This is a genomic window from Micromonospora sp. DT53 (assembly GCF_049841535.1).
In the GTDB taxonomy this organism is placed as follows: Bacteria; Actinomycetota; Actinomycetes; order Mycobacteriales; family Micromonosporaceae; genus Micromonospora.
Genome location: NZ_JBNCKM010000005.1, coordinates 346,487 through 367,782, shown reverse-complemented (window position 1 = coordinate 367,782; position 21,296 = coordinate 346,487). Strand labels below are relative to the sequence as shown.

Here is a 21,296-nt window from a genome sequence, read left to right as displayed (position 1 = left end):
GACGTGGTCAGGAGACGTAGGGTCGAGCCGCCCGGCCGTCGCGTAGTGCCAGGCCCCACCAGCGCAGTTGATCGAGCAGAACGCCGACGTCGCGGCGCAGCTCGTCCGTGCACTGGGCGGTCGGCTCGCCGGCGAGCAGGTCGATCCCGACGACGTCGCGCACCGTCACGGCGTGCAGTGCGGTGAATACGGTGCGGAGTTGGTCGACCGTGTCATGCCCACCCCCCTTCCACCAGGAAGGCGCGAGGTGACGACACGCGCCCGCTAGATCCGATCTAGCGGGCGCGGTTTCGGGGCGGAATGTCGGTGGGATCGGCTTGACTGGGGTCGACGAACAGAGGAGTGGAATGGCACAGGTACGCATCGAGCCGTGGCACGAGGACGACCTCGACCTGCTGCGGCAGCTCAACTCACCGGACACCCGCAGGCACACCGGCGGCCCGGAGACCGACGAGCAGGTGCTCGCCCGCCACGACCGGTACGTGCACTTCTCCGGCACCGAGCAGGGCTGCATGTTCACGCTGGTGCTGCCGGACGGGGCACGGGCGGGCAGCGTCGGCTACTGGGCCCGCGAGTGGCGTGAGCGACAGGTGTACGAGCTGGGCTGGGCGGTGCTGCCCGCGTACCGGGGAAGAGGGCTGGCCACGGCGGCGGTGCGCGCGGTGCTGGACGTCGCCCGCGCCCGACGGGACCGGCGCTACGCCCACGCCTACCCCTCGGTCGACAATCCCGCCTCCAACGCGGTCTGTCGCAAGGCGGGCTTCACGCTGCTCGGTGAGACCGGTTTCGAATACCCGCCGGGGCAGATGATGCGGGCCAACGACTGGCAGCTCGACCTGACCGCCCCACCGACCGAAAGCTGAGGTCGGCGGGGCGGTCAGGTCGGGTCACCAGGTGGTGTCGAGGCGGTGCCGCTGCTCGGCGGTCAGCTCCAGGTCGACTGCTGCCAGGCTCTCCTCCAGTTGCGCCACCGAGGACGCGCCCACCAGCGGAATGGACGGCAGTTCGCCGCCCAGCAACCAGGCGAGCACCACCTGGTTGACAGTCGCGCCGCTCTGCCCGGCCACCTCCCGCAGCGCCTCCAGTCGCCGGGGCGCGCTCGGCAGGTCGTACGCCGAGCTGAGCGGCTTGTCCGCCCGGGTGAACGCCCCCTTGAGCAGCGGTGAGTACGCGACCAGGGTCAGCTCGGGCTCGGCACGCAGGTAGCTGAGCAGGTCACCGCTGACGCCGCCCGGCTCGCCGTCCGGGTCCAGTTCGCTGACCAGGTCGGTGCGGTTCGGCAGGTAGCTGCGGTGGTGCTGGAGCACCTCGTAGCCCGGCAGGCCGGCGGCGGCGGCCAACGCGCGGGCCCGCTCCACCCGCCAGGCCCGGTGGTTGCTGGCGCCCAGCAGACCCACAGTGCCCTCGGCGACCAGCTCGGCGAAGCCCTCCACGGTCTCCTGGAGCGGCACGGTCCGGTCCTCGATGTGCGCGTAGAGCAGGTCCAGTCGCTCCACACCGAGCCGGTCGCGGCTGCGCTCCGCCGACTCGCGGATTACCTTGGCGGAGAGGCCCTCGGCGTTGTCCAGGTAGCCGGTGCCCGGGGCCAACGGTCGCGCGCCCAACTTCGTGGCGATGACGATCTCGGCGCCGACGCCCCGGCTGCGCCGCCAGCGACCGAGCAGCTCCTCACTCTGCCCGCCCTGCCCGTCGTCCATCCAGAACGCATAGTTGTCCGACGTGTCGATGAACGTGCCGCCGGCCTCGACGTACCGGTCGAGGATCGCGTACGAGGTGGCCTCGTCGGTGGCGCTGCCGAAGAGCATCGCGCCGAGGCTGAGCACGCTTACCTCGCGCCGGGTCGCCGGGTCGGCGCCGATCGTGCGGTACCGCATGGGGATCTCCTCTCGTGCGCCCTACCGGTGGGCGCACAGGTCACCCTGCAAGCTGGAGCGCGCTCGAGGTCAAGCGCTCATTCACCAGGGCAGCACGCCGTACCCGCCGCCGGCGTCCATCTGGAAGCCCCAGAGCAGCCCGCTCGGCCCGTCGGCGGGGAGCGTTGCCAGCTGCACGCTGGCTTCGGCGCCCTGCTCGGCGGTGCGGAAGCCGTGGTGGCTGTTGAGGTCGGTGGCGCAGTAGCCGGGGTTCGCCGCGTTCACCTTGATCGGGGTGTCCCGCAGCTCCTTCGCGTACATCGCGGTGAGCATGTTCAGCGCCGCCTTCGACGACGGGTACGGCACGGAGGTCAACTCGAACAACGCGCCGTTCGGGTCGGTCATCGCCGCGATCGAGCCGACCTCGCTGGAGACGTTGACGATCCGGGCCGCCGGTGCCCGCCGCAGCAGCGGCAGCAGCGCGTTCGTCACAGTCACCACCCCGAAGACGTTCGTCTCGTACACCCCGCGCATCGTGGCCACTGTCGTCTCGCTGGGCAGCCCCAGCGTGCCGTCGGCGAGGATGATGCCGGCGTTGTTGACAAGCACGTCCAGCCGGCCGTACTCCGTTTCCACCAGTTTCGCGGCGGCCGCCACCGACTCGGCGTCGGTGACGTCCAGCGGCACGAACCGGGCGTCCGCGCCGCCGTCGCGCAGCTCCCGTTCCGCTGCCCGGCCCCGATCGGCGTCCCGCGCGCCGACCAGCACGGTCATTCCGAGCCCGCCGAGCTGTCGGGCGGTGGCGAAGCCGATTCCCTTGTTGGCCCCGGTGATCAGGGCTGTCGTGTTCGTCATGCCGTCGAGCCTGTCCGCGTGGGCGCCACGCGGGGAGAGACGGGCCGAGGCTGGGACCAGCGGTACCACCCTCGCTGACCCGGGCCGAGGCATGCTGGGGGCATGACGAGCAGCGGCCTGCGGCGTGACGAACTGGCGGCGTTCCTGCGCACCCGCCGCGCCCGGTTGCGGCCCGCCGAGGTCGGCCTCCCCGACGGGGTACGCCGGCGCACCCCCGGCCTGCGTCGACAGGAGGTCGCCCAGCTCGCCGGGATGTCGATCGACTACTACATCCGGTTGGAGCAGGGCCGTGGGCCGCACCCGTCCCGGCAGGTGCTCGCGGCGATGGCCCGGGCGCTGATGTTGAGCCGGGACGAGCGCGAGTACCTGTTCCGGATCGCCGGGGAGCACCCGCCGCCGACCGTCGGCCCGAGCCGGGAGGTGACTGCCGGGCTGCGGCACCTGCTCGACGCGATGACCGAGACCCCGGCGTACCTCGTCGACGCCGCGTACCACGTGCTGGCCTGGAACCGGCTCGCCACGTACTTCGTGGGGGATCTCGCGGCCGTGCCGGACGCGGACCGAAACATGATCCGCTGGACGTTTCGGCAGCCGGCGACCAACGGCTACTGGGACGACGCCGAGGTGCTTCGGTTCGTGCGCAGCACAGTGGCGGACCTGCGCGCCGCCTACGGCCGCTACCCGGCCGACCCGGCGATCCGGGAGCTGGTCACCGAGTTGCTCGGCACCTCACCCCGATTCGCCCAGCTCTGGGCTGAGCACGAGGTCGGGGAACGCCGACCTGTCGTGAAGCGGGTGCCGCATCCCGACCTGGGGCCGTTGGAGTTCGAGTGCCGTGTGTTGCTGGTGCCGGAGACCGACCAGCGGATGATCGTCTACGTCCCCGAACCCGGCTCACCGACTAAGGCGGCGTTCCGCCGGATCGCCGAGCGCGTCGGCTCCTGACCTCGCCGGAGAGCGCCACACCTCGCAAGACTCTGAGGTATGGCGCTCTCCGGGACATCATCCGCCGGACGGCCGGCGGCCCGGGTCAGTTGGGCAGGTAGGCGAAGGTGTCCGGGTTCGCGCCCTGCCGGCCGGCCTCGCCCTTGTCCAGCGAGGTGATCCGCTCCATCGCCGCGTCGTCCAGCTCGAAGTCGAAGATCCCGGTGTTCTCCGCGATCCGCTTCGGGGTGGTCGACTTCGGGAAGATGATGTCGCCGCGCTGCACGTGCCAGCGGAGCACCACCTGCGCCGGGGTCCGGCCGAGCTGCTCGGCGATGTCGACCACCGTCGGGTCGTCGAGCACCTTGCCCTGCGCGATGGGCGACCACGCCTCGGTGAGGATGTTGTGCTCACGGCCGTAGGCGCGGACCTCGTCGTTGCCGAAGTACGGGTGCGCCTCGATCTGGTTGACCACAGGCACGACGCTCGTCTCGTCGGCCAGCCGCTGCAGGTGCGGCACCTGGAAGTTCGACACGCCGACCGAGCGGGCCCGGCCGTCGCGCTGGAACTCCTCCAGCACCTTCCAGGTCGAGACGTAGTCGCCGTCGTACAGGGTCGGCAGCGGCCAGTGGATCAGGAACAGGTCGATGTAGTCCATCTTCAGCGCCGCCAGCGTCGAGTCGAACGCCCTGCGGGCGTCGTCGGGGCGGTGGAAGGCGTTGCTCAGCTTGCTGGTCACGTAGACCGAGCCCCGGTCGAGGCCGGACACGCGTACCGCCTCGCCGACCTCGGCCTCGTTGCCGTACATCTGGGCGGTGTCGACGTGCCGGTAGCCCACCTCGAACGCGGTGGTCACCGCCGCGACGGTGTCCTTCGGCTCGATCTGGAACACCCCGAAGCCGAGCTGCGGAATGGTGTTGCCGTCGTTCAGGCTGATGTCGGGAATCGTGATTGCCACTGCGGCTCCTTCGCGTCTTCGTTAGCTGTCATCCATACCCGGGTGGGTGGACGATTCACCGCCCAACCGCGGGTGACGAGCGCAACGGCGGATCTGTTCACCCGGTCGTGTCGAACAGCACCGGCCACGGCCGTTCCGCCGGCACCGATGTCGCGGGCGGCGCGGTCGCGGTGGGCTCGGCGTCGGCCAGCACCTCCGCGGCGAGTTGGCCGAACATCGCGGCCGCCGGGTGCGCGGCCCGCTCCGGCCAGGCCGCCGAGGTGCGCCTGGCCAGCGGCGTGTCGGTGATCGGCCGCCAGGCCATCCGGGGTTCCCGACGGGCCACCGCCGCCGGTTCCACCGCCACCCCGCCTCCGGCCAGCACCAACCCGAAGAGGAACTCCGGGTTGCGGGCCGGGCGCACCCGGGTCGGGCGCCAACCGTGCTGTCGGCACACCGCCAGCAGATGGTCGTGCCAGCCGGGGGCGGTGGCGCGGGGCGCGGCCACCAGATCAAGGTCGGAGAGCGACGCGAGCGTCACCGCACGGCCGCGGGCCAGCGGCGAGGTGCGCGGCAGCAGCACCCCCAGGGGTACGTCGACCGGGGCGCCGAAACGCAGCCCCTCCGCCGGCACCGGGTGATGCACGAGCCCCACGTCCAGGGTCCGCTCGGCGAGCATCCGCACCTGCTCGGCCGTGGTCAGCTCGTGCAGCTCCACGTCCAGGCCGGGCGCCCGGGTGGTGAGCCCGTCCAGCAGCGAGCGCAGCGTCACGGCGGGCGTCTCCGGTGGCACCCCGGCCCGGAGTACGCCCAGCTCACCTGCGCGGATCTGCCCCATCAGGCTGCGGAGCCGACCCTCCCCGGCGAGTAGCTCCTCCGCCTCGCCGAGCAGCAGCTCACCGGCGGTGGTGAGGCGTACCTGGCGACGGGACCTGTCGAACAGCTCGACCGTCAGCTCCCGTTCCAGCCGCTGGATCGACTGGCTCAGCGGTGGCTGGGCCATCCCGAGCAGCTCCGCGGCCCGCCCGAAGTGCAGTTCGTGTGCGACCACCACGAAGTGCCGCAGGTGCCGGAGCAGATCCACGGCCGGGACCCTACGCCAGCGCCGCCACGGCGACGCTGGATACCGTGCTGTCGTGGACGTGGAGGAACGCATCGAGGCCATCTTCGCCGCCGTCGGGGTGACGGCCAGCCTGCACGTCGTGGACCTGGACGCCGTCGACCTGAGCGCCGTCGAGGGCGGCGGCCCGGTCGGCGGTCTTCGTGAGGTAGGTGTGCGGGCCGACGAGCAGGTGGTGATCGCCTCGATCTTCAAGATCCTGCTGGTGTTGGAGTTCGCCCGGCAGGTCGAGGCCGGTCAGCTGGACCCGACCGAGCGGGTAGTGGTCACCGCCGCCGACCGGCTCGGTGGGTGGGGCCTGGCCGGCTGCGCCGACGACGCCGAGGTGTCGCTGCGCGACCTCGCGTACTTCGCCATGTCCGTGACCGACAACACGGCCGCCGACCTGCTGCTGCGCCGGGTCGGCCCGGACCTGTTGCCGATGCTCGCCGTCGAGCTGGGGCTGACCCGTACCCGTGTGCTCGGTGGTCCTCGGGAGCTGGTCGAGATGATGCTCGCCGACGTGGGCGCCCGGACCGAGGCGGAGTTCGCCCGGATCTTCCCCACCCTGCCGGTGGACCGGGTCCGGGCCATGCGGGTCTTCGACCCCGCGCACACCACGTCCAGCACCGCCCGGGAGATCACCCGGCTGCTCACGCTGATCTGGCGGGACGAGGCCGGGCCGGCGGCGGCCTGCGCGACGGTCCGCACCTGGATGGCCCGGCAGATCTTCTGGACCCGGCTGGCGGCCGGTTTCCCGCCGGGCGTCCGGGTCTCCGGAAAGACCGGAACCCTGCCCGGGTTCCACCTGGAGGCCGGGGTCGCCGAATACCCCGACGGCGGCCGGTACGCGATCGCCGTCTTCGCCCGTGCCGAACAGTTGACCCCGCGTCGCATCGACGTGGACCTGGCGATGGGGGAGGCCGCCCGGACGGCCGTCGAGGCGCTGCGCGGCGACTGATTTTCCGCCGGTCCGAGCGCCGCCGCACCCCCACCGACCAGCACCGATATCCGGTGGCGTATCGAAGCCGGCGGCCCTCGATCTTGGACCGCGGCCCGGTGGCGCTGGTTGGCTCGTGGTCGACACATCGCCCGACCACGGGGAGTAGATCCGCATGCCCAATCTCGACCGCCGACGCTTCCTGCGCGACGCCGCCGCCACCACCGCCCTGGTCTCCGCCGGTGGTCTCGCCGCCGGCGTCGCCACCCCGGCCCAGGCCGCGCCCTCGGCCGCCGCACCCACGCCGGCCGCCGCAGCCGCGCCGACCGCCCGCCGCAAGGGCGCGGTCAGCTTCCGCTGGTGGGGTACGGCCGGCTGGCGCGTCGACATCGGCGACCGCACGGTTCTCGTCGACCCGTTCCTCAGCCGGATCGACACCGGGCTGTTCACCGGCGCGTTCAAGACGGAGACCCCGTTGACCGTGCGCCCCGACGTGATCGACCCGCGCGTCGACCGGGCCATGACGGTGCTGGTCACGCACACCCACTGGGACCACTTCATGGACGTGCCGTACATCGCCAAGCGCACCGGCGCGCGGGTGTTCGGCACGCTTACCGCGTACCACCTGGGGTTGGCCTACGGGTTGCCGGCGACGCAGCTCAGCGCCGTGAAGGGCGGGGAGGTGCTGGACTTCGGCGACCACAGTGTCGAGGTGGTCGGCTCGCTGCACAGCCGCAACCCGTCGTACTCGGTGGCCTTTCCCGGGGTGCGGGTGAGCCCGCCGCCGCAGCCGGCCACCATCGCCGACCTGCCGGAGGGCGACACGCTGGGCTACCTGCTGCGAGTCGACGGCGGCCCGTCGGTCTACTTCACCGGGGCCAGCGACGTCGCCGAGCGGAACCTCACCGGCCTCGCGCCCGACGTGGCGATGGTGGCCATGCAGAACGCCACCACCACCGGCGACTACCTGCCCCGGCTGCTGGCCGGCCTCGACCACCCGAAGGTCGTGGTGCCGGTGCACTACGACAACTTCGAGACGGCGTTGCAGAACCCGCCGCCGGTCGCCCCGACCGACCGCACCCGGTTGAACGAGATGATCGCTGCGGTGCGCCGGATCTCGCCGCGCAGCCGGGTGCTGGTGCCCGAGTACGAGACCGCGTACCACTTCTGAGCGGCGTCGGTGGGGGTCGTCGCGTCGCGGCCCCCACCCCGGTCAGGGGGCGGTCATCTCGGCCAGGGCCCGCACCGACTTCCAGTTGCGGGTGGTGGCCACCACGCCGAGTTTCTTCTCCAGGTACGCGTTTGTGAACTTCGACTTCCCGTAACCGCCGCCGACGTAGTGCAGGAACACCTCCCGACCGGTCACCGTGAACGACACGTTCTCGCCACCGGGCACGGCCAGCGCGTCCACCGCGGACTTCTTCGGCGCGGTGGCGAGGAAGGCCACCAACAGTCGCGTCGGGTCGTCCTCCCGGTCGGCGTACGGGTTGCCGTCGGTGATCGCCGCCAACTCCCGACCGCTGCGCACCAGCACCGGCACGGTCAGCGCCAGCTCGGCGGTGAGCGCCCGCGCGATGCCGGCGGCCACCTTCTCCGCGTCGCGCACAGTGCTGCCGAAGGCCACGTTGCCGCTCTGCAGGTACGTCTTGACGTCCTCGTGCCCGAGGCCGGTGACGATCCGGCGCAGGTCGGCCATCGCCAGCCGGGTGGTGGCGCCGACGTTGACCCCGCGCAGCAGGGCGACGTAGCGGTTCATGGCTCCTCCTGGGTTCGCGGCCGACCGGCTCAGCGTAGGCCGCCCGGCCCGACCAGGCCCGTCTCGTACGCGACGATGACCAGTTGCGCCCGGTCGCGTACCGCCAGCTTGGTCAGCAGCCGCCCGACGTGCGTTTTGACGGTGGCCTGGCTGAGGTTGAGGTGCGCGGCCAACTCCGTGTTGGACAGGCCCCGGGCGATCAGCGCGAGCACCTCGCGTTCCCGATCGGTCACCCCGTCGAGCTGGCGGGGCAAGGGCCGGGTCGGCTCCGGCTGCCGGGCGAACTCGTCGATCAGCCGGCGGGTCACCGTCGGCGCGAGCAGCCCCTCCCCGGCGGCGACCACCCGGATCCCGGTGAGCAGGTCCGCCGGTGGGGTGTCCTTGAGCAGGAAGCCGCTGGCTCCGGCGCGCAACGCCCCGTAGACGTACTCGTCGAGGTCGAACGTGGTCAGGATGATGACCCGGGTGCCGGCCGTCGCCGGGTCGGCGCAGATCCGCCGGGTCGCCTCGATGCCGTCCATCTCCGGCATCCGGACGTCCATCAGCACCACATCCGGCCGGTGCTGCCCGGTCAACGCGACAGCCTCCACGCCGGTGCCCGCCTCGCCGACGGTTTCGCAGTCCGGGCTGAGATCGACAAGCAGCCGGAAACTGCCGCGCAGCAGCGCCTGGTCGTCGGCGATCAGCACGCGGATCACGCGGCCACCCGGTAGGGCAGGCTGGCCGTCACCGCGAAGCCACAGTCGGAGCGTGGGCCGGCGCGGAACTCCCCGCCGTGCAACGCCACACGTTCCCGCATGCCGATCAACCCGTGCCCCTCCCCGCCGAGCAGGACCGGCCGCTGGCCGTCGTCGGTCACCTCCACCCGCACCTCGTCGGGCAGGACGGTCACCGTAGCCCGGCAGGCGGCCGGCGCCGCGTGCTTCACCACGTTCGTCACAGCCTCCTGCACGATCCGGTACACCGCGAGGCCCACCGACTCCGGCACCGCGCCGGCCGGCTCCTCCCGCCGCACGTCGAGCCGCACGTCGACCCCGCCGATCGCCGCCTGCCGGGCGAGGACCGGCAACTCGTCCAGCCCGGGCGTCGGCGCGTACGGGCTGTCCTCCCGCAGGACGCCGAGCACGCGACGCACGTCGGTCAGCGCGGTGCGGCCGGTCTCCTCGATGACCCGGAGAGCGGCGCCCGCCTCACGCGGGTCGGCCTCGGCGACGTGGTTGGCGACGGCCGCCTTCACCACGATGAGGCTCAGCGTGTGCGCGACCACGTCGTGCAGCTCGCGCGCCACCCGCAACCGCTCCTCGGTGGCGGCCTGACGGACCAGCTGGTCACTCTGCCGGATGGCGAGGGCGCGTCGCTCCCGGACCAGCCAGCCGATCACCCAGGCCGGCGCGACCATGACGGCGGCGTAGACGACCGCGCCCGTCCGCGACCAGAGGTCACCCGCGGTCAGCACCAGGGCGACGCTCACCAGGGCGAGACAACCGGCAGCCCAGAGCATCGACCGGCGCGTGGGCGTCGACACGGCCACCGTGTAGAAGGACAGGCCGATGGCGAACGCCGGCGCGGCCGCCGCGAAGTCCGGTATCACCCCGGTGATCAGGGCGACGGTGGTGATCGAGCTGATCACGCCGGCCACCGCCATCGGCCACCGTCGCCGGACGGCCAACGGCAGCCCGAGGGCCATCCCGACCAGCACGGACACCCAGAGCGGCTCGCGTACGCCACCGTGCAGCGGCGACTCCAGCGCCGCGTACGGGCAGAGCAGCCCGCCCACGGCCACCGCCAGCAGGGCGTCCACGGTGTACAGGTCCACCGGTCGCATCCGTCGGGTCAGCAGGAGAGCGGTCACCCGTCGAACGGTATCGGCCGGGTGGGCCGGCCGCGTCCGCCTGTGGGTGGTCATCCCCGAGGACGACGCGCCGGCGCTTGCGGGCCGCCGACTCCACCCGGGGGAGGGTCGGAAAGTGCCAGTCCTGGCACGACGCGCCGCAGCCCCGCATTCGGGACCGTATCGGTCATGACCACACACACGGTGACCCTGACGGGGCTGCGCGCGGTGTACGGCACCGGAACCCGGCGGGTGACGGCGCTCGACGGCGTGACCACCGGCTTCGCGGGCGGCACGTTCACGGCGGTGATGGGCCCCTCGGGTTCGGGAAAGTCCACCCTGTTGCACTGCGCGGCGGGGCTGGACCGTCCGACCGAGGGGACCGTCACGATCGACGGCATCCGCCTCAACGACCTCGGTGAGGACGAGCTGACCCGGCTGCGGCGGGACCGGATCGGCTTCGTGTTCCAGGCGTTCAACCTGGTATCCACGCTGACCGCCGCGCAGAACGTCGAGTTGCCGTCGCGCCTGGCCCGCCGGCGCCCGCCGGCCCGGGACGTCGCCGCCGCTCTCGCCGCCGTCGGACTCGCCGACCGGGCCGGGCACCGGCCGAGTGAGCTGTCCGGCGGCGAGCAGCAGCGCGTCGCCGTGGCCCGAGCGTTGATCACCCGTCCGGCGGTGGTCTTCGCCGACGAACCCACCGGCGCGCTGGACAGCGCGTCCTCCCGGCAGGTGCTTCGGCTGCTGCGTGCGCTTGTCGACGACCACGGGCAGACCGTCGTGATGGTGACCCACGATCCCGCCGCCGCCGCGTACGCCGATCGGGTCCTCCTGCTGGCCGACGGCCGCGTCGTCGACGAGCTGACCGGCCCGATCGCCGCCGCCGCCGTCGCCGCGCGGATCGCCGAGCGGGAGACCGTCGCGGAGTCGTCGTGGTGAGGGTCCGGCGGTCGGCCAGCGCGTTCGTGGCCGTCGCCATCGGGGTCACGCTCGTCGCGGCGGCGACCCTGCTGCTCGCTTCCGGGCGACCACAGGTGCCCGACCGGCTGGCGCGGGCAGCGGTCGTGGTGCAGAGCCCCGAAGCGGGCGCGTCAGCGGAGGAGTTCGTGCCGACCCGGCCCTGGTCCGCCAGCGCGGCGGCCGAGTTCGTCGGCAGGCTGGCAGGTCTGCCGGACGTCGTGGCGGCGGTGCCGGACCGCACCTTCTACGCTCAGCCGCTCGTCGACGGCCGGCCCTCGGCAACCGACACCCGTCGGGAGGACGCCTACCAGGGGCACGGCTGGTCCAGCGCCCAGCTGGGCGGACTGCGCCTCACGGCCGGAGAGCCACCCCGCAGGCCCGGCGAGGTGGTCGTCGACCGCGCGCTCGGGCTGCGCGCCGGCGCCCCGGTCACCCTGCTGACCGCCGTCGGCCCGGAGTCGTACACGGTCTCCGGGCTGGTAGACGGCCCCGGCGTCCATGTCGCGGACGAGGTCGCCGCCGCGCTCGCGCCCGGCGTACGGGCCATCGGGCTGGTGCTCGCGCCGGGCGCCGATCCCGAACGGGTCGCCGTGGCGGCTCGCGGAGTCGTCGGCGGCGACGGACGGGTGTTGACCGGCGACGCCCGTGGTGCGCTGGAGCCGCGCGGTGACGCCCGTACCCGGTGGATCGGCATGCAGGTGCTCACCGCCACGGCGGCCCTCGCCGGCTTCGTCACCGTGTTCGTGGTGGCCTCCACCTTCGCGTTCACCATCGCGCAGCGCCGCCGTGAGCTGGGCCTGCTGCGCGCCGTCGGCGCCACCGGACGCCAGGTGCGCCGCATGGTGTACCTGGAGGCGCTCGTCGTGGGCGTCTCGGCGGGGCTCGTCGGCCTGCTGGTGGGCGCGGCGCTCGCCCCGTTGCTGGGTCGGCTGCTTGTCGACGTCGGCTACGAGCCGTCGACCTTCCGGGTCCACTACGAACTCTGGCCGATCGCCGTCTCGCTCGCCGCCGGGCCGGTGATCGCGTTGCTGGCCGTCTGGTCGGCGTCCCGCCGAGCGGCGCGGGTGCGCCCGTTGGAGGCGTTACGTGATGCGGCGGTGGAACAGCGGCCGATCGGGTGGCTGCGCGCCGCCACCGGGGGGCTGCTCGTCGCGGCGGGGGCCGCGCTCAGTGTTGGCACGGCGACCGCCGACGAGGCTCGGGTCGGGGCGCAGTACGCGCTCTACGCGGTGATGGCGCTGGTGGCCGGCGCCACCGTGCTCGCCCCTGTGGTGATCGGGCCGCTGGTGTGGTTGCTGCGCTCGCCGGTGCGTCGTCCCGGTGGCGCGATCGGGATGCTGGTCCGGGGCGGGGCGTTGACCGCGACCCGGCGAACCGCCGCCATCGCCGCGCCGGTGCTGCTCACTGTCGCGTTCGCGGTGCTGGTGTCCGGGATGGTGCGCACCACCACCGCCGCGTACGCGGCGGGTCGGGCGGACAACGTGAACGCCGGCTGGATCGTCGTGCCCGACCGTGCGCCCGGCCTGTCCGACCGGGCCGTCGCCGCGACCGGCGGCACCGCCCTGCTGCCGACCACCGTCTACCGCACCGATCCCGGAACGTCGCCGCGGGACCGGCCGATGACCGCGCTCGGTGTGGATCCGGAGGGCTTCACCGCCGCCAACCGGGTGCTCACCGTCGTCGCCGGCTCGCTCAACGACCTGGGGGGCGACGACACGGTGGTGGTCACCGCCTCGGCGAACCGACTGCCGTCCGAGCCGTACCCGGTGATCTTCGCCGACGGGACGTCGGTGTCGTTGCGCGTCGTCGCCGTGGTCAGCGACACCTCGATCCCCGGCGACCTGCTCGTGCCCCGGGCGGTGGTGCGGACGCACGACCCGTCGGCGCTGACGTCCACGGTGTACCTCCGGGACCGGATCGATCCGCCGGTCGGCGCTCGGATCCTCGACGTCCCGGGCTGGGCGGCCGAGGCGGACGCCGCCGAGGACCGCCTCGTCTGGCTCTTCACCCTGTTGCTGATCGGGGTGTCCGCCGGCTACGGGGCCATCGCGGTGGCCAACACGCTGCTGCTGGCCGCCGCCGGCCGTGCCGCGGATCTGCGGCTGATCCGGATGGCCGGGGCGACCCGACGGCAGGTCATCTGGCTGGTCACGGCGGAGTCCGTCCTGGTGGTCCTGATCGGCGCGCTACTGGGTGGGGCTGTCGCGTTCGTCGGTCTGCTCAGCATCGGTGCCGGTCTCGCCGAGCAGGTCGGCGCCCCCGTCGACCTGGTGGTGCCGTGGCCGGTGGTCGCCGGGGTGGTGGGGCTGTGCCTGCTACTCGCCGTGGTGTCCAGCGTGCTGCCGACGTGGCGGCTGCTACGACACCGTCCGGCCCGGTCGCCGGTCGGCCTGGTCGGATGACCGTTCCCCCCGCGTGGGCGGTCGGGCGGTTACCGTCCACGGATGCGATCCGCACGCCCGGTCGGGCTGCTCCTCTCCGCCGCCGCCGTCGCGCTCTGGGCGTACGGCATGACCACGTGGCAACCGTTGACCGAGCCTCTCGGCCCGTGGTCGGAGCACCTGCCGGGCAACAACTCCTACTGGGCGCGCGACCTGCGGTTCATGGCGATCATGGCGGTGCCGACCGGGCTGGTGCTGGCCGGGCGGGGGCAGGTGCGGTGGAGCGGCCCGGCGGTGGTGCTGGGCGGCTGCTGGGTCGCCGCCGACGTGGCGATCGACCGGGCCGACCTGATCGGCGTCGACGCGACGGTGCGGCTCGCCGTCGCCGGCTACGCCGTGCTCGGGCTGGTCGCGGCGATCCTGCTCTGGTGGGAGCGCGCCGCCCCGCCGGCGTCGGATCCCGACACGTACTCGGCAGGGGAGCGCGGGAGGCCGTCGGCGGCCGACCGGCGGGTGCTGACCGGCGCGGCCTGCGTGGCCGGGGTGCTGACGCTGGTGGCGGCCGGGATGGAGTCACCGACCGACCGGGAGCCGGAGCTGAACCAGGGCGCCCTGGCCACCGCCGCGCTGCTGGTGGCCCTGGCCGTCGGTGCCGCGCTGACGGCGGCTCCGGCGCGGAGCCGGGCTCGGGTCGGGCTGGCGGCCGGCCTCATCGTGGTGGCGTTGCTCGGCGTCGGGTGGGTCCGTGCCGTCGCTCCTGGCGAACGACTCCTCCCGGAGGCCGCTCTCGGGGCGGTGTTGCTCACCGGAGTCACCCTGCTGGCCTGGGACTGGCCGGGCGGCCGGCCGATCTGGTGGCACCACGCCCTGGTCGCGCTCATCGCGCTGGTGGGCCCGGTGGTGTTCCTGGTGGCCACGGCCATCACCATGATGACCATATTGCCGATCGGCGCGACGCTCACCGAGCTGGCCGGCAACAGCCCGATCAGCACCGCCGACTCCGATCTGCTGATCTCCCTGGCCGGGCTGCTCTCCGGGCTGGGAATGGCCGTGCTGCTGGCGCGACCGAGCGTCGAGGACCGCCGACAGCTCAGGTAGGTCACTCGACGACCGGCAGCACGACCTCGTTGCGGCGCAGGAACCACGGCTTCCACGGCAGGTCGAAGCGCACGTACCGGATGGCGCCTGTCGGTTGCAGCCCGGCCGCGGTCACCGACCGCCCGAGGATGGTGGCCCGCTGGCTGAACGCCTGCTCCGTCCACCGTCCGGAGAACCGCATCGCCGCCGCCAGCCGCGCCGGAACCGCATGGATCCGCACCCGGGGATCCACCGGCTCGGGCAGGGTGGCGGTGGTGAAGGTGGCCGGCATGACGAACTGGATCAGGTACGCGCCCGGCCACTCGCCCTCGATCTGGACCACCGGCACGGTCATGGCGATCTTCTCCGAGCCGCTGGCCGCCGCCGACATCGCCGGCGCGGCGGAACCAATCGGGTGCCGGGCCCGATTGGCGCCGTTGATGTACGCGGCCAGCGGCCGGAACGCCTCGATCGGCGCCCGGGTGAAGGACGCCTGGATCTGCATCTCGGCCACCAGGTGGGCGGGGTACCGACGCAGCTCGAAGCCGGGGTGTCGGGACACCACCCGGTACGGCTGCTGTTCGGTCATCGCGCGGCTCCCAGGGTCTGCTGGGACAGACGCTACCGCCCGTCCGGCTCCCGCTCGGCCGAAGTCGGCTGCTCCGGCCCGGAGGCGAGGGCCCGGGCGGTCAACCGCCAGTACTGCCGCTTGCCCTCGTCGCGCAGCACCACCCCGATCAGACCCAGCTCGCGACGCAGCTCACGGGCGTCGTCGCGGCGGTCCCGCCCGATCGCCCGTTCCCGGGCCCGCAGCAGCGCGTCCGCGCCGGCGGGCAACCCGGGCAGGCCCGGAACCCACAGCCGGTACGCCGGCCGGTGCGGGTCCTCGTCGGCCCAACCCCAGCCGTGCGCCCGGAACGCCGCAGCCAGTTTCGCGGCCGGCAGGTCCGTCGACTCCCGGACCAGTTCCGTCCCGTCGGCGTGCAGCAGCACCAGGTGCTTGTCGGCGAGGAACACCACCCGGGCGTCGGCCCGCGCGACGGTCCGGTTCTCGTTGGAGCGGCGCAGCCGGACCTGCGCCGCGTCGACGGTGACGATCAGCCGTTCGGCGGTGCCGATCCCGGCGACGACCAGGCCGCCCAGGACGCCCACCGCGACCGCGCCGGCGGTGGCCTGCGGCTCGGGTAGCCGGTCCAGCCACTCGATCAGGTCACCGAACGGCACCCAGGGCAGCCGGGCCAGCCAACCTGTCGTCGCCGCGAGGAGCCATCCGAGGCCGGCGCCGGCCAGCGGGAAGCCACCCCACATGACGGCCAGCTCTGTCGCGCCGCCGCTGACGACGGTGCGCGGACGGTAGTCGGCCACGTCCATGGTCAGGACACCTCGCGGCGCAGCGTCCGGTACAGGCCGGCGGCCAGCGGGAGGACCATCCAGACCAGAAGGGACACCGCCATCCGCCCCCACTGCCCGCCGGTGACGGCGTCGCTGCTGAACAACGGTTCCATGGTCTTGCTGGTGTCCAGCCACTCGGACGGACCGCGCAGGGGCTTGACCATCTCGCCCAGCACTCCCCACAGGGTGGGCAGCAGCAGGTAGCCGACGATCGCCAGCGGCGGGTTGAGCAGCAACAGACCGAAGGCGGCACCCATCAACACGCTGGTCACCTGGAGGATCGCCGCGTTCAGGACCAGCGACCCGTCGAGCTGCCAGGTGCCCGCACCGCCGGTGGCGGACGCCACAAGCGTCCCGGCGGCGGCGACGACGAGGCTGGTCAGCACCGAGGCCAGCGCGGTGAGCATCACGGCGATCAGCTTCGCGGCGACGACCCGCTCCCGGCGGGGCACCAGGGCGTACGTGGTGAGGGCGGTCCGCTGCGACCACTCGCTGGTGATCGACAGGATGCCGAGCACCGGCAGCAGCACCGACACCGGCAGCAGCGAGGGGACGAAGAAGTTGAGGAAGGTCTGGTCGGCGTCCTCGGCGTAGATCAGTTGCAGGGTGACGATCGCGGCGGTGGCCAGGCCGATGGTGATCAACAGCCAGCGACCGGCCCGGGTGTCGACGAGCTTGCGCAGCTCCACGGTGCTGAGGCGGAGCAGCGACGGTCGGCGTACCGGAGTGTGGTGCCGGGGCGCGACGGCGCCCGCGGCGGGCGCGGTGGTGGTGGTCATCGGACGGCCTCCTTTGTCGATTCACCGGCGGTCAGGGTGAGGAAGAGCTGTTCGAGGCCGCCGCCGCTGGCGGGGCGCAGCTCGGCCAACGCGACGCCGGCATCGGCGGCGGCCTGACCGACCGCCTCGGCGTCGGCCTGCACGAGCAGCCCCTCCGAGCTGTCGGCGGCGCTCAGGTTGGCTACCTCCAGGGCCCGGCGCAGCGCCGCGTCGTCGCGGGCCCGGACCACGGTGCCGCCGCCGGCCAGCAGCTCGTTCTTGTCGCCCTGGGCCACGATCCGGCCACCCCCGATCACCACCAGCCGGTCCGCGACCGCCTCCACCTCGCGCAGCAGGTGCGAGGAGAGCAGCACGGTGCCGCCCCGGTCGGCGAAGTCGCGCAGCAGGCCGCGCATCCAGAAGATCCCCTCCGGGTCCAGGCCGTTGGCCGGCTCGTCGAGGATCAGCACCCGGGGGTCGCCGAGGAGCGCATGCGCCAGCCCGAGCCGCTGGCGCATGCCCAGCGAGTACGCCCGTACCCGACGCTTCGCCGCCACCGCGTTCAACCCGACCAGGTCGAGCTTCGCGGCGACCTCGCGCCGGTCCAGACCCATGGTGTACGCGGACAGCGTCAACGCCTCGCGGCCGGTCCGCCCGGCGTGCTGGGCGGAGGCGTCCAGCAGCACCCCGACCTCCCGTCCCGGGTTGGGCAGCTCCCGGTACGGGTGACCGGAGACGGTGGCACGGCCTGCGGTCGGGGCGGTGAGCCCGCAGATCATCCGCATGGTGGTGGACTTGCCGGCGCCGTTGGGGCCGAGGAAGCCGGTGACGGTGCCCGGCTCGCACTGGAACGACACGTCGTCAACGGCCGGGTGTGGCCCGTATCGCTTGGTGAGGTTCTCTACCGTGATCATGCGGTTGAGCCTGCCCGCGCCGCCCGGCCGTCCGCTGCGGCCGGCGGTCGGTGCCACGCCGACCAAGGTCGACGTTCGGGTCTCGACTTTGGTAGCTGGTCGTGGTGCCCTTCGGCTGCCTAGCATTGGTGCGTGACCAGCCTCGCCGTGCCGGAACACCCCTGGCTGCTGCCGGGGGAGCTGGTCGTGCCGGGCGAACGTGACCGGGCGCACCCGCGCCGCACCACCCGCGACTGGGTGGTCGACAGCCTCGCGTTCATGGTCGGGCTGCTCTGGGTGTTGTTCGCCACCATGGACGCCCTGTCGCCCGCCCCGGAGACGGCGATACCACTGCCGCACGACTGGATGATCGGCGTGGACGCGCTGCTCGGGCTGGTCTGCTGCGGGCTGCTCTGGGTGCGGCGACGGTGGCCGCTCGGGCTGGTGGTGGCCACCCTGCCGTTGAACCTGTTCTCCCTGGCCGCGGCCGTACCGCTGCTGATCTTCTACTTCACCGTGGTGGTGCACCGACGCACCGCCGTCGCGATAACGATCACCGGTGCCGGCCTCCTCACCAACCTGGTCTTCAGCTGGACGCGCCCGGACCCGAACTGGCCGTACTGGGCCACCGTGTCGTGGGGCGTGGTGCTCACGTTGGCGGTGCTGGCCTGGGGGATGTTCGTCCGGGCCCGCCGGCAGTTGATCGTGTCGTTGCGGGAGCGGGCCGAGCGGGCCGAGGCGGAGCAGCAACTCCGGGTCACCCAGGCCCGCCACCTCGAACGCACCCGGATCGCCCGGGAGATGCACGACGTGCTGGCCCACCGGATCTCGCTGCTCAGCCTGCACGCCGGGGCGTTGGAGTTCCGCCCGGACGCGCCGGCCGACGAGGTGGCCCGGGCGGCCGGGGTGATCCGGGGCAGCGCGCACGCCGCTTTGCAGGACCTGCGCGAGGTGATCGGGGTGCTCCGCGCCGAGGACGACGGTGCCGGCGACGCCCCCGAGCCACCCCAGCCCACCCTCGCCGACCTGCCGGCCCTGATCGCCGAGTCGCGGTCGGCCGGGGTGCGAGTGAACGTCAGTGACACCGTCGCCAGCCCCGAGCAGGTGCCGGCGGCGCTGGGCCGGGCCGCGTACCGGATCGTGCAGGAGGGGCTGACCAACGCCCGCAAGCACGCCGCCGGCGCTGCCGTCACCGTGGACGTGGCCGGTGGTCCGGGCACCGGGCTGACCGTGGCGATCGGCAACCGGTGGCCGGTCGGCGCACCGGTCGGCGGCACGCTGCCGGGTGCCGGCACCGGGCTGGTCGGCATCAGCGAACGGGTCACCCTTGCCGGCGGGCGGCTCGCCTACGGTCGGGACGACACCGGTGACTTCCGGCTGGCCGCCTGGCTGCCGTGGCCGGCGTGACCGACCCGGCCGGCCCCGCGTCGGGCGCGACCGGGCCCGCCGACGCGGCCGGGCCGCCGGTGCGCGTGTTGATCGTGGACGACGACGCGCTGGTCCGGGCCGGGCTCTCGATGATCCTCGGCGGTCTGCCGGACCTGACCGTGGTCGCCGAGGCGGCCGACGGTGGCGAGGTGCCGGCGGCCGTCGCCGCGTACGCCCCGGACGTGGTGCTGATGGACATCCGGATGCCCCGGGTCGACGGGCTGACCGCCACCGAGGCGCTGCGTGCCCAGCCGCACCCGCCGGAGGTGCTGGTGTTGACCACCTTCGACGCCGACGAGCAGGTGCTGCGGGCGCTCCGCGCCGGGGCGGCAGGTTTCCTGCTGAAGGACACCCCACCGGCGGAGATCGTCCGCGCGGTACGCCGGGTCGCGGCGGGCGAGGCGACGCTCTCCCCGACGGTGACCCGGACGTTGATCGCCCACGTGACCGCCGCCGCCCCCGGCCCGGTCGGCGCGGACCCGCGCCGGGAACGGGCGCTGCGGCTGCTCACCGGGCTCAGCGAGCGGGAGCGGCAGGTGGCGGTCGCGCTGGGGCGGGGCCACACCAACGCGGAGATCGCGGGGGAGTTGTTCATGAGCGTGGCGACGGTGAAGGCGTACGTCTCCCGGCTGCTGACCCGACTGGAGCTGAACAACCGGGTCCAGGTCGCGCTGCTCGTGCACGACGCCGGCCTCGTCTGACGAGCGGTCGCGCCGGCTTGTCGGCAGAGGATCTGCTTACCGCGTACCGGAATTGAACTTTCGTCAAGTGTCCGCCGTACCCATGGCCGAGGATGTCGGTGCGGTAGGTCCGCCGTACCGCTGCCGAACTGCGGGAGGCCTGCCGTGCGCGTTGGTGAGCAGTCGACGGATCCCATCGACCAGGTACTGGGTGAGGTGCCAATGCCGGCGCCGCTGACCCCGGAGGATGTCCGGCTCGCGGTCCGGGCGGTGGTCGTGCACACCGCCGAGGAGTGGCCCACCGGGCCGCTGTGCCGCAACGACGGCGCCTCCTACCCGTGCCGGCTGCACCGCTGGGGGCGACGGGTGCTGGAGGCACACGGGCTCAACGAGCGGCAGATCGAGGCGTTGATCCGGCACGGTAATCCGTTCGTGCACGTGCCGTTCCCGTTCACGGCGACCGGGCCGTCGCGGCAGCAGGCCGCGCGGGTCGTCCCCCAGGGGATACGGCCCACCGCTGCTGGCCGGCCGGTGACTCCCCCCGTCACCGCGCCGCGCTGGCCCCGGGCGAGCTGAGCGCGCTACCCCTCCGCCCACCCGACCCGGGGCGACACGACGTCGGCCCGGCGCGAAGATTCCCCCTCCGCGTCGGGCCGACGTCGCTCTGAGCGGGCGGCTCAGTTACCGACCCCGCAGTCCGGGGCGGACCAGCTCGTCGTGTTCGAACTGCTGTCGCTGTTGTTCTCCCGACGCGAGTCGACGTGCACGTGGTCGTCGTGGTCGGGGTAGCCCGGCCCGTAGATCCCACTGAAGCCGTTGTTGCGGGCGCCTCGGGCGACCTGGCACAGCGAGGACGTCCGTGAGGTCACGTCGGCCGCGTTGCCGTACAGGTGTTGGCTGTCGGACGCGCCGCCGACCTGGTTGTTGCAGGCGCGGCTGCGGTAGCCACTCGACACGTAGAGCGGCTTGTCGCCGAGGCCCTTGCGCAGCGCCTCCAGCTTCCACATGGTGCGCAGCGCGTTCTGCTTGGTCTGGTTCGCCGACAGCGGGCCGCCGCTCCAGCCGCTCCCGCCGCACCCGTTGTCCAACTCGCTGTAGCTGAAGTGCGCGGGCGTGCAGTCGTTGTCCTGGAGTTGGTACAGCTTGGCGAAGGTCTGTGGGCCGGCAATGCCGTCGGCGCGCAGCCCGTACGCCTGCTGGAATCGTTTGACCGCGGCGGCGGTCTTCGGCCCGTAGCGTCCATCGTTCTCCACGATGTCCCGGTAGCCGGCCCACCCGGCGACCCGAATCTGCAACTGGCGGACATCACCTCCGGAACGCCCTTGGCTCAGGGTGCGGTTCCAGGTGTAACAGCCGTCCGCGTGCGCCGCCGGCGCGGCGATCACCGTGGCGATTGCGGCCCCGGGCAGTGCCAGGGCGAATGCGACGGCGGCACGCTTCAAGGTGTTTACGCGCACAGAAGTCCTCCCGATAGGAGAGCGAATGGGGTGGCTCCAGGACATCGACCGAGAAGTCCCGTGATTTCCACCCTC

23 protein-coding genes are annotated in these 21,296 nt (G+C 73.0%); 10 read left to right on the top strand and 13 right to left on the bottom strand.

Annotated elements, in window-relative coordinates:
* Positions 1 to 7: 7 nt before the first annotated feature.
* Positions 8 to 169 (bottom strand): hypothetical protein, encoded by a 162-nt coding sequence (locus tag ACLQ3B_RS18655; RefSeq protein ID WP_425781999.1) that lies wholly within the window; start codon positions 167 to 169, stop codon positions 8 to 10.
* Positions 170 to 347: 178 nt separating this feature from the next.
* Between ACLQ3B_RS18655 and ACLQ3B_RS18650 the strand changes: the two genes are divergently transcribed.
* Entirely contained in the window at positions 348 to 863 is a 516-nt protein-coding gene (locus ACLQ3B_RS18650; protein ID WP_425781998.1) for a GNAT family N-acetyltransferase, read from the top strand.
* 24 nt (positions 864 to 887) lie between these two features.
* Here the strand turns inward: ACLQ3B_RS18650 and ACLQ3B_RS18645 are convergent, their stop codons facing one another.
* Together ACLQ3B_RS18645 and ACLQ3B_RS18640 are read right to left on the bottom strand one after the other, a co-directional pair.
* A complete protein-coding gene (locus ACLQ3B_RS18645) occupies positions 888 to 1,874 on the bottom strand; it encodes an aldo/keto reductase (RefSeq protein WP_425781997.1) in 987 nt (328 codons plus the stop codon).
* An 81-nt stretch (positions 1,875 to 1,955) separates the two neighbouring features.
* On the bottom strand, positions 1,956 to 2,708 hold the full coding sequence (locus ACLQ3B_RS18640; RefSeq protein ID WP_425781996.1) for an SDR family oxidoreductase: 753 nt from the start codon (positions 2,706 to 2,708) through the stop codon (positions 1,956 to 1,958).
* 102 nt (positions 2,709 to 2,810) lie between these two features.
* Here ACLQ3B_RS18640 and ACLQ3B_RS18635 point away from each other — a divergent pair, with 102 nt between their 5' ends.
* Positions 2,811 to 3,653, top strand: a complete 843-nt coding sequence (locus ACLQ3B_RS18635; RefSeq protein WP_425781995.1) for a helix-turn-helix transcriptional regulator — start codon at positions 2,811 to 2,813, stop codon at positions 3,651 to 3,653.
* 85 nt (positions 3,654 to 3,738) lie between these two features.
* Here the strand turns inward: ACLQ3B_RS18635 and ACLQ3B_RS18630 are convergent, their stop codons facing one another.
* Both ACLQ3B_RS18630 and ACLQ3B_RS18625 read right to left on the bottom strand, forming a co-directional pair.
* Positions 3,739 to 4,590, bottom strand: a complete 852-nt coding sequence (locus tag ACLQ3B_RS18630) for an aldo/keto reductase (RefSeq protein ID WP_425781994.1) — start codon at positions 4,588 to 4,590, stop codon at positions 3,739 to 3,741.
* Between the two features lie 97 nt (positions 4,591 to 4,687).
* Positions 4,688 to 5,653, bottom strand: coding sequence for a LysR family transcriptional regulator (locus ACLQ3B_RS18625; RefSeq protein WP_425781993.1), 966 nt, complete (start codon positions 5,651 to 5,653; stop codon positions 4,688 to 4,690).
* Between the two features lie 52 nt (positions 5,654 to 5,705).
* Between ACLQ3B_RS18625 and ACLQ3B_RS18620 the strand changes: the two genes are divergently transcribed.
* Positions 5,706 to 6,629 (top strand): serine hydrolase, encoded by a 924-nt coding sequence (locus ACLQ3B_RS18620; protein ID WP_425781992.1) that lies wholly within the window; start codon positions 5,706 to 5,708, stop codon positions 6,627 to 6,629.
* Positions 6,630 to 6,783: 154 nt separating this feature from the next.
* Positions 6,784 to 7,779, top strand: coding sequence for an MBL fold metallo-hydrolase (locus ACLQ3B_RS18615; protein WP_425781991.1), 996 nt, complete (start codon positions 6,784 to 6,786; stop codon positions 7,777 to 7,779).
* A gap of 42 nt (positions 7,780 to 7,821) precedes the next feature.
* On the opposite strand, the gene ACLQ3B_RS18610 is transcribed toward ACLQ3B_RS18615, so the two are convergent.
* The 3 genes from ACLQ3B_RS18610 to ACLQ3B_RS18600 are packed head-to-tail and all read right to left on the bottom strand — an operon-like array spanning position 7,822 to position 10,216.
* Positions 7,822 to 8,364, bottom strand: a complete 543-nt coding sequence (locus ACLQ3B_RS18610; RefSeq protein ID WP_425781990.1) for a DUF1697 domain-containing protein — start codon at positions 8,362 to 8,364, stop codon at positions 7,822 to 7,824.
* Positions 8,365 to 8,393: 29 nt separating this feature from the next.
* Complete coding sequence (locus ACLQ3B_RS18605) at positions 8,394 to 9,062, bottom strand: response regulator (protein ID WP_425781989.1); 669 nt, start codon at positions 9,060 to 9,062, stop codon at positions 8,394 to 8,396.
* On the bottom strand, positions 9,059 to 10,216 hold the full coding sequence (locus tag ACLQ3B_RS18600; protein ID WP_425781988.1) for a sensor histidine kinase: 1,158 nt from the start codon (positions 10,214 to 10,216) through the stop codon (positions 9,059 to 9,061). The genes ACLQ3B_RS18605 and ACLQ3B_RS18600 overlap by 4 nt, the downstream gene beginning before the upstream one ends.
* Positions 10,217 to 10,384: 168 nt before the next feature.
* Between ACLQ3B_RS18600 and ACLQ3B_RS18595 the strand changes: the two genes are divergently transcribed.
* Genes ACLQ3B_RS18595 through ACLQ3B_RS18585 form a run of 3 tightly spaced genes read left to right on the top strand, consistent with a single transcriptional unit; the run spans position 10,385 to position 14,634 of the window.
* Positions 10,385 to 11,134, top strand: coding sequence for an ABC transporter ATP-binding protein (locus ACLQ3B_RS18595; protein ID WP_425781987.1), 750 nt, complete (start codon positions 10,385 to 10,387; stop codon positions 11,132 to 11,134).
* Positions 11,128 to 13,557 (top strand): FtsX-like permease family protein, encoded by a 2,430-nt coding sequence (locus ACLQ3B_RS18590; protein WP_425781986.1) that lies wholly within the window; start codon positions 11,128 to 11,130, stop codon positions 13,555 to 13,557. Before ACLQ3B_RS18595 ends, ACLQ3B_RS18590 begins: the two co-directional genes overlap by 7 nt.
* A gap of 42 nt (positions 13,558 to 13,599) precedes the next feature.
* Entirely contained in the window at positions 13,600 to 14,634 is a 1,035-nt protein-coding gene (locus ACLQ3B_RS18585) for a hypothetical protein (RefSeq protein ID WP_425781985.1), read from the top strand.
* Position 14,635: 1 nt separating this feature from the next.
* Here ACLQ3B_RS18585 and ACLQ3B_RS18580 read toward each other — a convergent pair whose 3' ends face one another.
* From ACLQ3B_RS18580 to ACLQ3B_RS18565, 4 genes are read right to left on the bottom strand one after another with little or no spacing between them, the layout of a single operon-like run.
* Complete coding sequence (locus ACLQ3B_RS18580; protein WP_425781984.1) at positions 14,636 to 15,202, bottom strand: SOUL family heme-binding protein; 567 nt, start codon at positions 15,200 to 15,202, stop codon at positions 14,636 to 14,638.
* A gap of 32 nt (positions 15,203 to 15,234) precedes the next feature.
* The gene (locus ACLQ3B_RS18575; protein WP_425781983.1) at positions 15,235 to 15,984 is read right to left on the bottom strand and encodes a YqeB family protein; all 750 of its coding nucleotides are present in this window, start codon (positions 15,982 to 15,984) and stop codon (positions 15,235 to 15,237) included.
* 2 nt (positions 15,985 to 15,986) lie between these two features.
* On the bottom strand, positions 15,987 to 16,784 hold the full coding sequence (locus tag ACLQ3B_RS18570) for an ABC transporter permease (protein ID WP_425781982.1): 798 nt from the start codon (positions 16,782 to 16,784) through the stop codon (positions 15,987 to 15,989).
* Complete coding sequence (locus ACLQ3B_RS18565; protein WP_425781981.1) at positions 16,781 to 17,677, bottom strand: ABC transporter ATP-binding protein; 897 nt, start codon at positions 17,675 to 17,677, stop codon at positions 16,781 to 16,783. Before ACLQ3B_RS18565 ends, ACLQ3B_RS18570 begins: the two co-directional genes overlap by 4 nt.
* Positions 17,678 to 17,809: 132 nt before the next feature.
* On the opposite strand from ACLQ3B_RS18565, the gene ACLQ3B_RS18560 reads away from it, so the two are divergent.
* From ACLQ3B_RS18560 to ACLQ3B_RS18550, 3 genes are all read left to right on the top strand, one after another.
* On the top strand, positions 17,810 to 19,063 hold the full coding sequence (locus ACLQ3B_RS18560; RefSeq protein ID WP_425781980.1) for a sensor histidine kinase: 1,254 nt from the start codon (positions 17,810 to 17,812) through the stop codon (positions 19,061 to 19,063).
* Positions 19,042 to 19,785 carry a response regulator gene (locus tag ACLQ3B_RS18555; RefSeq protein WP_425782143.1) on the top strand — a complete coding sequence of 248 codons (744 nt, stop codon included), beginning with the start codon at positions 19,042 to 19,044 and terminating at the stop codon, positions 19,783 to 19,785. The genes ACLQ3B_RS18560 and ACLQ3B_RS18555 overlap by 22 nt, the downstream gene beginning before the upstream one ends.
* Positions 19,786 to 19,929: 144 nt before the next feature.
* Positions 19,930 to 20,340 carry a hypothetical protein gene (locus tag ACLQ3B_RS18550; protein ID WP_425781979.1) on the top strand — a complete coding sequence of 137 codons (411 nt, stop codon included), beginning with the start codon at positions 19,930 to 19,932 and terminating at the stop codon, positions 20,338 to 20,340.
* 101 nt (positions 20,341 to 20,441) lie between these two features.
* Here the strand turns inward: ACLQ3B_RS18550 and ACLQ3B_RS18545 are convergent, their stop codons facing one another.
* On the bottom strand, positions 20,442 to 21,221 hold the full coding sequence (locus ACLQ3B_RS18545; RefSeq protein WP_425781978.1) for a D-Ala-D-Ala carboxypeptidase family metallohydrolase: 780 nt from the start codon (positions 21,219 to 21,221) through the stop codon (positions 20,442 to 20,444).
* Between the last annotated feature and the right edge of the window lie 75 nt (positions 21,222 to 21,296).

Coding starts and splice junctions, on each gene's coding strand:
- ACLQ3B_RS18650 (WP_425781998.1), top strand. CDS start 348: ATGGCACAGGTACGCATCGAGCCGTGGCACGAGGACGACCTCGACCTG.
- ACLQ3B_RS18645 (WP_425781997.1), bottom strand. CDS start 1,874: ATGCGGTACCGCACGATCGGCGCCGACCCGGCGACCCGGCGCGAGGTA.
- ACLQ3B_RS18640 (WP_425781996.1), bottom strand. CDS start 2,708: ATGACGAACACGACAGCCCTGATCACCGGGGCCAACAAGGGAATCGGC.
- ACLQ3B_RS18635 (WP_425781995.1), top strand. CDS start 2,811: ATGACGAGCAGCGGCCTGCGGCGTGACGAACTGGCGGCGTTCCTGCGC.
- ACLQ3B_RS18615 (WP_425781991.1), top strand. CDS start 6,784: ATGCCCAATCTCGACCGCCGACGCTTCCTGCGCGACGCCGCCGCCACC.
- ACLQ3B_RS18610 (WP_425781990.1), bottom strand. CDS start 8,364: ATGAACCGCTACGTCGCCCTGCTGCGCGGGGTCAACGTCGGCGCCACC.
- ACLQ3B_RS18595 (WP_425781987.1), top strand. CDS start 10,385: ATGACCACACACACGGTGACCCTGACGGGGCTGCGCGCGGTGTACGGC.
- ACLQ3B_RS18585 (WP_425781985.1), top strand. CDS start 13,600: ATGCGATCCGCACGCCCGGTCGGGCTGCTCCTCTCCGCCGCCGCCGTC.
- ACLQ3B_RS18580 (WP_425781984.1), bottom strand. CDS start 15,202: ATGACCGAACAGCAGCCGTACCGGGTGGTGTCCCGACACCCCGGCTTC.
- ACLQ3B_RS18575 (WP_425781983.1), bottom strand. CDS start 15,984: ATGGACGTGGCCGACTACCGTCCGCGCACCGTCGTCAGCGGCGGCGCG.
- ACLQ3B_RS18570 (WP_425781982.1), bottom strand. CDS start 16,784: ATGACCACCACCACCGCGCCCGCCGCGGGCGCCGTCGCGCCCCGGCAC.
- ACLQ3B_RS18565 (WP_425781981.1), bottom strand. CDS start 17,677: ATGATCACGGTAGAGAACCTCACCAAGCGATACGGGCCACACCCGGCC.